Below are 12,810 nucleotides of genomic sequence, written 5' to 3'. Positions count from 1 at the left end.
CGATGGAAAGTAGTAACAAGCTTAAGCGCGGGCTAAGCACCCGGCACATTCGCTTTATGGCCCTGGGTTCCGCCATCGGCACCGGGCTTTTTTACGGTTCAGCCGACGCGATTAAAATGGCCGGACCCAGCGTACTGTTGGCCTACATTATCGGCGGCGTTGCGGCATATATCATTATGCGCGCGCTCGGTGAGATGTCGGTGCATAACCCTTCCGCCAGCTCATTCTCCCGCTATGCCCAGGAAAACCTCGGCGGACTGGCGGGGTATATCACGGGCTGGACCTACTGCTTTGAAATCCTGATTGTCGCCATCGCCGACGTCACCGCCTTCGGGATCTACATGGGCGTCTGGTTCCCGACGGTGCCGCACTGGATCTGGGTGCTCAGCGTGGTGCTGATCATCTGCGCCGTCAACCTGATGAGCGTCAAGGTGTTTGGCGAGCTGGAGTTCTGGTTCTCGTTCTTCAAAGTGGCCACCATCATCATCATGATCCTCGCCGGGTTCGGCATCATTATCTGGGGGATCGGCAACGGCGGCCAGCCGACGGGGATTCATAACCTGTGGAGCAACGGCGGCTTCTTCAGCAACGGTTGGCTGGGAATGGTGATGTCGCTGCAGATGGTGATGTTCGCCTACGGCGGTATCGAAATCATCGGCATTACCGCCGGTGAGGCGAAAGATCCGGAGAAATCCATTCCACGCGCCATCAACTCGGTGCCGATGCGCATTCTGGTGTTCTATGTCGGCACGCTGTTCGTCATTATGTCTATCTATCCGTGGAACCAGGTGGGTACCGACGGCAGCCCCTTTGTCCTGACCTTCCAGCATCTGGGCATTACCTTCGCGGCCAGCATTCTTAACTTCGTGGTCCTGACGGCCTCGCTGTCGGCGATTAACTCCGACGTGTTCGGTGTGGGCCGTATGCTGCACGGCATGGCCGAGCAGGGGAGCGCGCCGAAGGTGTTCGCCAAAACCTCGCGTCGCGGTATTCCGTGGGTGACGGTGATGGTGATGACTATTGCGCTGCTGTTTGCGGTATACCTCAATTACATCATGCCGGAAAACGTCTTCCTGGTGATCGCCTCGCTGGCCACCTTCGCCACCGTGTGGGTGTGGATTATGATCCTGCTGTCGCAGATTGCCTTCCGCCGCCGTCTGTCGCCGGAGGAGGTCAAGGCCCTGAAATTCAAAGTCCCCGGCGGGGTGGCGACCACGGTTGTCGGCCTGGTGTTCCTGGCGTTTATTATCGCCCTGATCGGCTATCATCCGGACACCCGCATTTCGTTGTATGTCGGTATGGCGTGGATTGCGCTGCTGCTGCTGGGCTGGGTCTTTAAGACCCGTCGCGAGCGCCGCCTGGCGCAGGCTCAGTAATCGACATCGCCCCGGTCAGCATCGCGCGACCGGGGCGGCTTGCCGACCCGCGTCCTCCCCCGTTATCCTCCCCCAAAAAATCCTGTGACGATGAGTTCTGTGCCTGACGGCTATGGCAAGGTGTGCCCATTCTGCACAATGAGGATTCACGATGTTGAAGGCATGGCACCTTCCGGTTGCACCCTTTATCAAGGTGCAACCGGACCGACTGTTTATTACCCTGTGGTTAAGCGGTGAGTCGCTGCCGCAGCGGATCACGCTGCGCGCGGAAGAAGATAACGAAGAGCTGTCGCTGCCGATGCAGCGCCTCCGCCAGGCGCCGAGGCCGGGGGTGGTGGCATGGCGCGGTGAAATCCATCTCGCCAGCGGTCAGCCGCGCCGCCGCTACAGCTTTAAGCTGCTGTGGGCCGACCATCAGCGCTGGTTTACGCCGCAGGGCTTCAGCCGTTTTCCGCCGGCCAGGCTGGAGCAGTTCGCCGTCGACCTGCCGGACGCCGGCCCGCAGTGGGTGGCCGATCAGGTTTTCTATCAGATTTTCCCCGATCGCTTTGCCCGCAGCGCTGCGCGTGACGGCGAACAGGATGCGGTCTATTACCATCACGCGGCGGGACGGGAGATTGTGCGCAAGGCGTGGGACGAACCGCTTACCGGCGAGGCGGGCGGATCGACGTTCTACGGCGGCGATCTCGACGGCATCAGCGAAAAACTGCCGTACCTGAAGCAGCTCGGCGTGACCGCCCTGTATCTGAACCCGGTTTTCGCCGCCCCCAGCGTGCATAAATATGACACGGAGGATTATCGGCGCGTCGATCCGCAGTTTGGCGGCGACGCGGCGCTGCTCCGCTTGCGCCATAACACCCAGCGGGCGGGAATGCGCATGATCCTCGACGGCGTGTTCAACCATACCGGCGATTCCCATCCCTGGTTCGACCGTCACCAGCAGGGCAGCGGCGGCGCCGGCCATCATCCGGACTCCCCGTGGCGCGACTGGTTTACCTTCTCCGGGGAGGGGCAGGCGCACAACTGGCTGGGTTATGCCAGTCTGCCGAAGCTCGACTATCGGTCGACCAGCCTGGTCAACGAGATCTATGCCGGCGAGGACAGCATCGTACGCCACTGGCTGAAGGCGCCGTGGAGCATGGACGGCTGGCGTCTGGACGTGGTGCATATGCTCGGCGAAGGCGGCGGGGCGCGAAATAACCTGCGGCATATCGCCGGCATCACCCAGGCGGCGAAGCAAACGCAGCCGGAAGCCTTTGTCTTTGGCGAACATTTTGGCGACGCGCGCCAGTGGCTGCAGGCGGATGCCGAAGATTCGGCAATGAACTACCGCGGCTTCACTTTCCCGATCTGGGGATTCCTTGCCAATACCGATATCTCTTACGATCCGCAGAAGATAGACGCCCAGACCTGTATGGCGTGGATGGATAATTATCGCGCCGGGCTGTCGCATCAGCAGCAGCTACGGATGTTCAATCAGCTCGACAGCCATGATACGGCGCGTTTTAAATCTCTCCTTGGCAAAGACGTAGCGCGCCTGCCGCTGGCGGTGGTGTGGCTGTTCAGCTGGCCGGGGGTACCGTGCATCTACTACGGCGACGAGGTGGGCGTGGATGGCAATAACGATCCGTTCTGCCGTAAACCGTTCCCGTGGGATCCGGCGCTGCAGGATACCCAGCTGCTGGCGCTGTATCAGCGGATGGCGAAACTGCGTAAAGCCCAGCAGGCGCTGCGCTACGGCGGCTGCCAGGTGATTTACGCCGAGGATAACGTGGTGGTGTTTGTCCGCGTCTATAAACAGCAGCGGGTGCTGGTGGCGATTAACCGCGGCGAAGCCTGCGAGGTGGTTATTGAGGATTCGCCGCTGCTGGACGTGGGGGCCTGGACGCTGCAGGAAGGCGCTGGCGCCTTCCATGACGGGGTGCTGACCCTCCCGGCTATCTCCGCCTGCGTCTGGTCCGGCCGTTAACGATAGAGCTGGCTCAGCAGGTCGTCGCGGAGGAGCGCCTCCCGCCACCAGCGCTGAGCCAGCCCGTCATTCCCGCTGCGCCAGGCCATGTAGGTGATATCTTTTTCCCGCCAGCAGGCGACGCTTTTCTCCACCAGACAGCCTTTTTCCAGCCACGGGCGGGCGATATGACGCGGCAGAAAGCCGCAGCCCAGCCCGGCGCACAGCAGTTCGACTTTGCTGGCGAAATCATCGACGCCAATTTGCGGTTGTTCATCAAGCAGGTTGCTGTTCAGCGGATGGCAATAGCGGGCGCTGTCGCGGATCACTACCGCCCGGTGCTGGCTGAGCTGCTTATTGCTGAGCGGCGCTTCCGCGCCGGCCAGCGGGTGGGTCGGGGCGACCACGAAAATGTTATCCAGCGCGCCAAGGGTTTGCCATGACCACTCGGCGGAGGTAGGCGGCTCATTGATGGCGCCGAGGATAATATCCGCGCCATGGTGGGTCAGCTCTTCCCACGAACCGGCGAGGGTGTGATGACTGAAGTTCAGCCGCGTCTGCGGGTTTTGCGCGTAGAACTCGGCGATCAGCGGCAGCAGGGCTGAAAAGGGAAACGAGGCGTCGAGGGCGATCGCCAGCTCTCGCTCCCAGCCGGCGCTTAGCTGCTGGGCCTGCTTTTCCAGATCTCTGGCGGCGCTCAACAGCTGGCGTCCTTTCTCGAGCATCAATCGCCCGGTATCGGTAAACTTCGCCCGGTGACCGGAGCGATCCAATAAGACAATATCCAGATCGTTCTCCAGCTTCTGGATCATATAGCTCAGCGCGGCGGGGGTTTTATACAGCGACTCCGCGGCGGTGGCGAAGGATCCGTGTCGGTCCAGCGCATCAAGGATCATCAGAACATCAAAGTTTACGCGCATCAGGGGGTTCCATTAATTTATTTTCCCCTTGTTGTACCTAAGCGCAATAATCAATGCCAGTGAATAAATCAGAACAGTTTGACGTAAAAATTTGATGAAAGCTGGCATGAGTCAATACTCACCGCCGACAAAATATAAATCACAAAAAAACTTTAATAACTTGTTAGAAATAACTGGCTATACTCACCATGCTTTATCAGTCAGGATCTACACGACGCATTAACCATCATGTCATCTTTTTAACTCATTGATTAAGAAGGTATTTAATGTCTATTCGTGAACTGCTCGATCCCACTAATTCCGCCCTTATCTTTATTGATCATCAACCACAGATGTCATTTGGCGTGGCGAATATCGATCGCCAGACCCTCAAAAATAACACCGTGGCGCTGGCCAAAGCTGGCAAAATTTTTAATGTACCGGTGATTTACACTTCCGTAGAGACCAAAAGCTTCAGCGGTTATATCTGGCCGGAATTATTGGCCGTGCATCCTGACGTCAAGCCGATTGAGCGTACTTCAATGAACTCCTGGGAAGACGATGCCTTCGTCGCGGCGGTGAAAGCGACCGGCCGTAAAAAGCTGGTGATCTCCGCTCTGTGGACCGAAGTTTGCCTGACGTTTCCGGCGCTGATGGCCCTGGAGGCGGGCTACGAAGTGTATGTGGTCACCGATACCTCCGGCGGTACCTCTGTCGACGCCCATGAGCGTTCTATTGACCGGATGGTGCAGGCGGGTGCGGTGCCGGTGACCTGGCAGCAGGTGTTGCTGGAGTACCAGCGCGACTGGTCGCGCAAAGCGACTTACGATGCGGTCATGGACCTGGTGCGCGAACACAGCGGCGCCTACGGGATGGGCGTGGATTACGCTTATACCATGGTGCACGGCGCGCCAGAGCGTAAAGCGTAACTCACTTCATCCTTCAAGCTGCCTCTTTGTTGGCTGCGTTTGTCCGCCCAGACGCAGCATGAATGATGTTGTGCAGAGCCATTTATCGCGAATGGCAGGAGCAATCCTGCCATTCCCCTGAAGCAAGGAACTCTTTATGGCGCAGCAAAAATCGGTGACCCTGGTCATCAGCCATCTGCTCGATCCGCAACACGGCCAGCGCTACGAAGAGTGGCTCGGCAAAATCATGCCCATCGCGGCTGAATTTCCCGGCCATCTCGGGGCGAATGTGATCCGGCCCGCCGCAGGGCAGAATCTGTGGAGCGTGATTATCCGCTTCGACACCCTGGAGCATCTCTACGCCTGGACGCAGTCGGAAACCCGTCGTCAGCTGGTGGCGGAGATTGCCCCGCTGTTGACGGAGGGCGATCGGACGGAGGTGCGGACCGAACCGGCCTTCTGGTTTACCCCGCCGGTGGCGAATGTGCGCCAGCCGCGGCGCTGGAAACAGTTTCTGATCACCCTGCTGGTGATTTTCCCCAGCACCAACCTGGTGCCGGCGGTGACCGGCATGCTGTTGCCGTCGCTTAAGGGGAGCCTGCTGCTGCACCTGATCAATGATGCCTGCGTGGTTGCGCTGGTGGTCTGGTTCTGGATGCCCATCGTGACCCGCCTGTTTGCTGGCTGGTTGAAGAAAAACTGAGTCAGCCTCCCCAAGGAGTGCGTTATGTCGCAAACTGCCACACTGATTCTGACCCACGGCCAGATTCATACCCTCGATCGCGCGAATCCGCTGGCGGAAGCCGTGGCCATCGCCGACGGAAAAATTGTTGCCACCGGAAGCCACGATCGGATCATGAGCTTTGCCGCCGAGGGGACGCAGATCGTCGATCTCAAAGGGCATACGGTGATCCCGGGCCTCAACGATTCTCACCTGCACCTGATCCGCGGTGGGTTGAACTACAACCTTGAGCTCCGCTGGGAGGGGGTGCCCTCGCTGGCCGATGCGCTGCGAATGCTCAAGGAGCAGGCGGATCGCACACCCTCCCCGCAGTGGGTGCGGGTGGTCGGCGGCTGGAGCGAATTCCAGTTCGCCGAACGACGGATGCCGACCCTGGAAGAGCTAAACGACGCGGCGCCCGATACGCCGGTGTTTGTGCTGCATCTCTACGATCGCGCGCTGCTGAACCGCGCGGCGCTGAAAGCTGTGGGATATACCAAAGAGACGCCGGATCCGGCGGGCGGCGAGATCGTCCGCGATAGCCACGGCAACCCGACCGGGATGCTGATCGCCAAACCAAACGCCATGATCCTCTATGCCACCCTGGCCAAAGGGCCGAAGCTGCCGCTGGATCTGCAGGTGAACTCCACCCGCCAGTTTATGCGCGAGCTGAACCGGCTGGGGCTGACCAGCGCCATCGACGCCGGGGGCGGTTTCCAGAACTACCCGGAAGATTACGAAATTATCGAACAGCTGCACGCGAAAGAGCAAATGACCGTGCGCATCGCCTACAACCTGTTTACCCAGCGGCCGAAGCAGGAGCTGGAGGACTTCGAACGCTGGACCGACATGCTGAAGCCGGGGCAGGGGACCGACTTCTATCGCGCCAACGGCGCCGGCGAGATGCTGGTATTTTCGGCGGCGGATTTTGAAGATTTCCTGCAGCCGCGGCCGGATCTGCCGCAAGGCATGGAGGATGAGCTGGAGCGGGTGGTGCGCCACCTGGTGGAACATCGCTGGCCGTTCCGCCTGCATGCCACCTACGACGAGTCCATCAGCCGGATGCTGGACGTGTTTGAGAAGGTGAACCGCGACATTCCGTTTAATGGCCTGCACTGGTTCTTCGACCATGCCGAGACCATTACCGAGCGCAACATTGAGCGGGTGAAGGCGCTGGGGGGCGGCATTGCGGTGCAGCACTGGATGGCCTTCCAGGGCGAATATTTTGTCGATCGCTACGGCAAAGAGGCGGTGAAACATACGCCGCCGGTGGCGAAGATGCTGGAGCTGGACGTACCGGTAGGGTTGGGGACCGATGCCACCCGCGTCGCCAGCTATAACCCGTGGACCGCGCTGTACTGGCTGGTCTCCGGGCGCACCGTCGGCGGGATGGCGATGTATGACGATAACAACCGGCTGCCGCGCGATGTCGCGCTGGAGCTGTGGACGGCGGGCAGCGCCTGGTTCTCCAGCGAGCAGGGGAAAAAGGGCCGTCTGGCCGCCGGTCAGCTTGCCGATCTGGTGGTGCTGTCGAAGGACTATTTCAGCGTCGCGGAAGAGGAGATCAAAGGCATTGAGTCGGTGCTGACGGTGGTTGACGGCAAAGTGGTGTATGCCGCCGGTCACTTCTCGCCGCTGGCGCCGCCGCCCATTCCGGTGCTGCCGGAGTGGTCGCCGGTGGTGAAGGTCCCGGGCCATTACCGTTCCGCTCCGCCGGCGGCGGCTAAAATTGGCGCCATGGTACAGATGCACCAGTGCTGCGGTAGCTGCGGCGTTCACGGCCATCAGCATGATATCGCGCGGAAATCGTCGATCCCGGTCTCCGACGAGCAGGCCTTCTGGGGCGTGCTGGGCTGCTCCTGCTTTGCCTTCTGATGCCTGACGCCTCCGCCCCGGTAGCTAAGGGGCGGAGGTCTCAGCCACCTTTCCCGCATCAATAGCGCTGCTGTGAGCCAAATAGCGCCATGCGGCGGGCAATCATCTCGCGTACCGGCTGCAGCCCCTGGGCGATCACTTTCCGCGGATCGTTCACATCGTGCCCGGTATCGGCAGCGAAGATCGCCTTCACCTGCTGGCACCAGGCGTACATATTTTCGGTATTAACGTTAATCTTGGCGGTGCCGCAGGCAATCGCCCGGCGCATATCCTCATCGGCAATACCGGTGCCGCCATGCAGCACCAGCGGAACCTTCACCCGCTCGGCAATGGCTTTCATCTCGCTAAATCCCAGCCTGGCTTTGCCTTTATACAGGCCATGGGTGGAGCCCAGCGCGGCGGCGAGGCAGTCCACCTGGGTTTCTGTCACCAGGGTGTAGCACTCCTGCGGATCGGCATAGATGACTTCGGAATTGACAATGCCGTCTTCGCTACCGGCGATAGTCCCCAGTTCGGCCTCCACGGAGATACCTTTGCTGTGCGCCAGCGTCACCAGGTGGCGGGTAATGGCCAGGTTTTCCCTGAACGGCAGATGTGAGCCATCAAACATAATGGAACTGAAGCCGGCGGCGATCGCCGCTTCGCAGGCCTCCCGGGTGGTGCCATGATCCAGATGCAGCGCCACCGGAACATCAATATGTAAATACTCCATGGCGTTAACCACGATGCCATGAATACATTTTAACCCGAGCATATGCTTAACCGTGCCGCCGGACACGCCCAAAATAACCGGTGAGCGGCACTGCTGGGCGGTGCTTAATACGGCGCCAACCCACTCCAGATTATTAATGTTGAACTGACCGACGGCGTAGCCGTCCCTCAGGGCATGCTGAAGCATGTCCTTCATCGACACTAACATATTCACCTCTTGATATTTATTAAATACAGTTATTCTTCAAAATATTGCTTTAAGTTTCTCTCGTAGCTATTTAACGAGTGGTGGACGACCGCCAGGTCCGGCATAGATTCCCGTACCCCTTTTTTCTCAATAGAAATGGCGGCGGTGAGGCTGGCAAATAAAATAATATTATCTATGTGCCATGAGTAGTGGACGCCATAGGTGAAGGCGCCGTGAAATACATCCCCGGCTCCGGTGGTATCCACGGCATTGCACAGCCAGGAAGGAACGATCTGCAGCATTCCGCTTTTTAAAAAAGCGCAGCCTTTTTCGCCAAGGGTAATAAATGCCTCGCCGCGGCAAATTTTATTCAGCTCAATCAGCGCCGCTTTAATTTCTGCTTCGGTGCTCAGCGAGCGATAGCTCATATAGTCGCGGGCAAAATGTTCGCTCACCACAAAATAGTCGGTCCAGGCCGCCAGTTTAATATTGCTGGCACGCAGTGACCCGCCGTCCATCACGACTCTGGCGTTGGGCAGTTTCTTAATTAAATATTCACTGATTTCCGCCTCATGGCCGTCAATTAAAATAGTGACTGGCTCCTCGGCGGCAATCAGTCGCTCGGCGAGATCGTCCAGTTTGAGCTTTTGATCGTAGGTCAGGGAAGGCGGTGTTTGCATCTTGCGGGTAATAATCGTCCGCGAACCCGTTAAGCGATTGACGAGCACCGAGGCCAGCGGGGTGATCATGTCATCGGAGAAAACCACCTGGCTGGTATCCACGCCCGCTTCGGCAAACTCATCGATAATGCGCTGACCGTAAAGATCCTGATGCAGATGGCCGATGTAATAGACCTCCTCCCCCCATAATCCCAGCAGCCAGGCCGCATTGGCCGCCGGGCCGCCGCCGCTTTCGATAAAATCATGACAAAAGTTTTTAGTATTCTCCTGGGGCCATTCATTGAGAAAGAAAAACTGATCGAAACAAGCAAATCCAATGGACAAAATAGCCATAACCACTCCTGATTATTTGTCAGCGGCGGGAAGCTTGACCGTCCCGCCGGGAAAAATGACCTCGCTTATTCATTTTTCTGCTTGGCGATAAGCTCCTCATAGCTGAGCGTGTTGCCCACCACCCGAACCTGACGGAAGCAGAAAGGCGCCAGCAGCGCGACGAGCAGCGCCAGACAAATCAGGTAGATAGTGACCTGGCCAAACTGGGTAAACGCGTTACCGATAATGATGCCCCACACCGCGAAGTCGAAATCGGCGAAGGTGCTGTTTTCAAACCCGAGGTTGCCGAGCGCCGGCAGCAGCATCGCCGGCAGGAAGGCCAGGAAGATCCCGCCGATAAAGGCGGCGATGATACAACCGCGCTTACCGCCCAGCTTGTCGGCAAAGACCCCGGAGGTACCGCCGCAGAAGAAGTGCGGCACCATGCCGGGAATAATCAGCGCCATGCCCAGACCGCCGAGCATGAGCATCCCGACCAGCCCGCCCACAAAGGAGCTGATGAATCCCACCACCACCGCGGTGGGGCTAAAGGTAAAGAACACCGCGCAGTCAACGGCCGGGATGGAGTCCGGGATCAGTTTCTGGCTGATGCCCTGGAATGCCGGCACCAGATCGCCCAGGATCAAGCGCACGCCGTTGTAGACAATGGCTACGCCAACGGCGAACTGCAGACCGGTCAGCACGGAGAAGATCAGCATGTTCTGGTCGGTGATGGTGCTCAGGTACGCCGACCCGGCGACAGCGCTGCAGATAAAGTAGATAACAAACATCACGATACCGGTGGTGACGGTGGTATCGCGCAGAAAACCCCATTTCTCTGAGATTTCGGTATCGGCGAAGGAGTTTGCCGGATTACCGGTCCGGCTGGCGATCCACGCCGAGAGGTAGTAGCCCAGAGAGCCGAAATGGCCCATGGCGATCCCGCCGTCCTCGGTCACCTGCCTGGTGTAACGCTGGCCAATGGCGGGGGAGATGGCCGACCATGAGCCCAGCAGGAATCCGCCGATCAGGATCAACATCCAGCCCTGGAACTCCGCCGCCTGCAGGACGGCGGAGAACAGGCAGGCGAGAAAGAATGAGTGATGACCGGTGAGAAAGATATATTTATATTTTGTGCAGCGGGCAATGATCAGATTGAAAATAAAGCCCAACAGCAAAATACTCATGGTTTCCACGCCCAGCATCTTCTGGGCGACGGAGACAATGGCTTCATTGTTCGGAATAACGCCGCGGATATTAAATCCCGCTTCGATAATGCCGCCCAACGGGTTGAGATTGGCAACGATAACGCCTGCGCCAGCGCTCAACATCAAATAGCCTAAAATCGGCTTTAATGTGCCGGTAAGGAGTTTGTTGCCGGGGGAGCGCAGCGCCACTAAGCCAACGAAGGCGATAAGCCCCATTAAAAAAGCGGGTTGACTGAATATTTCCGTTAAGAAACTAAGAATAGCCTGCATGGTCGTTCCCTCTATGCTGATTAAGAGTGAGTCGCAGCAATTTTCATCAGCGCGTCGGTAATATCCTCGGCGATTTTTGCTTTATGGACATAGCTGCGAATAATGGCGACATGACAGTGGGCCGGAAATTGATTTGCCAGTTCTTTGATCGTGACATAAAGGTCGGCTTTTTCCCCGACGGCGTTAGCAAAATCGACCGAGGCGACGTCCGCTTTGATACCTAATTCTTCACAGATCTTCTTCACATTATTCGCAGCCATCAATGAACTGCCAATACCGTTACCACAAACCGTTCTGATAACTAACATAATGACTACTCCATTTGTTTTTGGATGAAATGTAAGACTGAATTCACGTCAGTTTCCTGCTGAAGAAAGGTCACGATATCTGACTCGATCAGCGAGGCTATCAGTTGGATCATTTTGATATGACTGTCAGCATCGGCGCCGGCGATGGCGATGACGACGTTAACCGGATCGAACTCATCGTGGCCGAAGGTCACTGGCGTGGCGGTGGTGACAAGCGAAAATCCGGTCTGCAATGCCCCTTTTTCCGGGCGGGCGTGCGGCATGGCAATCCCGTCATCTATCACGATGGCGGCGCCAAAATCTTCGTATACCGTCAGCATCTCGCTGACATATTCGGCGCTGCAAATCTGACGCCTGGCGAGTAATGAACCCGCCAGTTCGATGGCCTCTTCCGCATGGGAAATATTCTGCTTCAGGGCGATTAACGTCGGGTCAAAAATAATATCCATTCTCTTCTCCTGAACGTATTCCTGTTCCTGAGTAAAATCATGACCAAATACATTGATAAAAATGATGGATGAGATCACATCCGCGGTTTTAAATATTGATGGCGATCACATCGACGGCAAAGTGCCGGCAGAAAACCATATAAATAATTTATATGATTTTCAGTGGGTTATGGAGTGGTTGAGATTTGGCGCTGAAATTTGACAGAGAAAAAATGAGAGGCAGAGCGAAATTTTTCGGCAGAAGTGTATTCCTGGTCACAAATATCGCCGGGTCATTTTTCTAAATTTTGACGTCGCTAACAAAAAAGGCCCGCCTGAGCGAGCCTTTTATAAAAACGTGTGCCGATTACAGGCTGGAGACGTTTTCGGTCAGGTATTTTGCAACGCCTTCCGGAGAGGCAGCCATACCTTCTTTTCCTTTTTCCCACTGCGCCGGGCAAACTTCGCCGTGCTCTTCGTGGAACTGCAGCGCGTCAACCATACGCAGCATTTCGTCGATGTTACGGCCCAGCGGCAGGTCGTTAACCACCTGGTGGCGAACCACGCCGTTAGCGTCGATCAGGAAGGAACCACGCAGGGCAACGCCTTCGTCCGGATGCTCGATACCGTAAGCTTTCTGGATTTCACGTTTGATGTCAGCAACCATCGCGTATTTAACCGGGCCGATACCGCCCTGGTCTACCGGGGTGTTACGCCATGCGTTGTGCACGAACTCGGAGTCGAAGGAAACGCCAACCACTTCCACGCCGCGTTTCTGGAATTCTTCGTAACGTTTGTCGAACGCGATCAGCTCAGACGGGCAAACGAAGGTGAAGTCCATCGGCCAGAAGAACAGAACGGTAGGTTTACCGTTGGTGTGCTGTTTGAAATTGAATTTCTCAACGATCTCACCATTACCCAGCACAGCGGCTGCAGTAAAATCCGGCGCTTGACGAGTGACCAGAACCATTTGATTCTC

Annotated in this window: 13 protein-coding genes; 6 read left to right on the top strand and 7 right to left on the bottom strand. The window is 57.3% G+C overall.

Annotated features, from left to right (window positions below; translation table 11 throughout):
- Positions 1–2: 2 nt before the first annotated feature.
- Positions 3–1,376, top strand: a complete 1,374-nt coding sequence (proY, locus tag ABLV54_RS09615) for a proline-specific permease ProY (protein ID WP_023288583.1) — start codon at positions 3–5, stop codon at positions 1,374–1,376.
- A 151-nt stretch (positions 1,377–1,527) separates the two neighbouring features.
- Positions 1,528–3,345, top strand: coding sequence for a maltodextrin glucosidase (gene malZ / locus ABLV54_RS09610; RefSeq protein ID WP_050533101.1), 1,818 nt, complete (start codon positions 1,528–1,530; stop codon positions 3,343–3,345).
- Here malZ and ABLV54_RS09605 read toward each other — a convergent pair.
- Positions 3,342–4,244 (bottom strand): LysR substrate-binding domain-containing protein, encoded by a 903-nt coding sequence (locus ABLV54_RS09605; protein WP_023288585.1) that lies wholly within the window; start codon positions 4,242–4,244, stop codon positions 3,342–3,344. The genes malZ and ABLV54_RS09605 overlap by 4 nt on opposite strands.
- A 266-nt stretch (positions 4,245–4,510) precedes the next feature.
- Here ABLV54_RS09605 and ABLV54_RS09600 point away from each other — a divergent pair, with 266 nt between their 5' ends.
- The 3 genes from ABLV54_RS09600 to ABLV54_RS09590 all read left to right on the top strand — a co-directional run bounded on the left by ABLV54_RS09600 (position 4,511) and on the right by ABLV54_RS09590 (position 7,727).
- Entirely contained in the window at positions 4,511–5,152 is a 642-nt protein-coding gene (locus tag ABLV54_RS09600) for a hydrolase (RefSeq protein ID WP_002890357.1), read from the top strand.
- A gap of 136 nt (positions 5,153–5,288) precedes the next feature.
- The gene (locus ABLV54_RS09595; protein ID WP_023288586.1) at positions 5,289–5,834 is read left to right on the top strand and encodes an antibiotic biosynthesis monooxygenase; all 546 of its coding nucleotides are present in this window, start codon (positions 5,289–5,291) and stop codon (positions 5,832–5,834) included.
- Between the two features lie 24 nt (positions 5,835–5,858).
- The gene (locus tag ABLV54_RS09590; RefSeq protein WP_050533100.1) at positions 5,859–7,727 is read left to right on the top strand and encodes an amidohydrolase; all 1,869 of its coding nucleotides are present in this window, start codon (positions 5,859–5,861) and stop codon (positions 7,725–7,727) included.
- A gap of 58 nt (positions 7,728–7,785) precedes the next feature.
- Here the strand turns inward: ABLV54_RS09590 and fba are convergent, their stop codons facing one another.
- The 5 genes from fba to ABLV54_RS09565 form a co-directional block, all read right to left on the bottom strand.
- Positions 7,786–8,640: a class II fructose-1,6-bisphosphate aldolase gene (gene fba / locus ABLV54_RS09585; RefSeq protein WP_072096509.1), complete on the bottom strand. Its 855-nt coding sequence runs from the start codon at positions 8,638–8,640 to the stop codon at positions 7,786–7,788.
- Positions 8,641–8,675: 35 nt separating this feature from the next.
- A complete protein-coding gene (locus ABLV54_RS09580; RefSeq protein ID WP_032453579.1) occupies positions 8,676–9,638 on the bottom strand; it encodes a PfkB family carbohydrate kinase in 963 nt (320 codons plus the stop codon).
- A gap of 65 nt (positions 9,639–9,703) precedes the next feature.
- The gene (locus ABLV54_RS09575; protein ID WP_044521232.1) at positions 9,704–11,095 is read right to left on the bottom strand and encodes a PTS ascorbate transporter subunit IIC; all 1,392 of its coding nucleotides are present in this window, start codon (positions 11,093–11,095) and stop codon (positions 9,704–9,706) included.
- Between the two features lie 20 nt (positions 11,096–11,115).
- Positions 11,116–11,403, bottom strand: coding sequence for a PTS sugar transporter subunit IIB (locus ABLV54_RS09570; RefSeq protein ID WP_017898931.1), 288 nt, complete (start codon positions 11,401–11,403; stop codon positions 11,116–11,118).
- 5 nt (positions 11,404–11,408) lie between these two features.
- Complete coding sequence (locus ABLV54_RS09565) at positions 11,409–11,852, bottom strand: PTS sugar transporter subunit IIA (protein ID WP_050533098.1); 444 nt, start codon at positions 11,850–11,852, stop codon at positions 11,409–11,411.
- 55 nt (positions 11,853–11,907) lie between these two features.
- Between ABLV54_RS09565 and ABLV54_RS09560 the strand changes: the two genes are divergently transcribed.
- Positions 11,908–12,054 carry a hypothetical protein gene (locus tag ABLV54_RS09560; RefSeq protein WP_065812714.1) on the top strand — a complete coding sequence of 49 codons (147 nt, stop codon included), beginning with the start codon at positions 11,908–11,910 and terminating at the stop codon, positions 12,052–12,054.
- A gap of 144 nt (positions 12,055–12,198) precedes the next feature.
- On the opposite strand, the gene ABLV54_RS09555 is transcribed toward ABLV54_RS09560, so the two are convergent.
- Positions 12,199–12,801: a peroxiredoxin gene (locus ABLV54_RS09555; protein ID WP_004178733.1), complete on the bottom strand. Its 603-nt coding sequence runs from the start codon at positions 12,799–12,801 to the stop codon at positions 12,199–12,201.
- Positions 12,802–12,810: the final 9 nt, after the last annotated feature.

This window comes from Klebsiella sp. JB_Kp042 (assembly GCF_040065275.1).
Lineage (GTDB): Bacteria > Pseudomonadota > Gammaproteobacteria > Enterobacterales > Enterobacteriaceae > Klebsiella > Klebsiella quasipneumoniae.
This window is presented reverse-complemented; position numbering and strand designations above follow the sequence as displayed.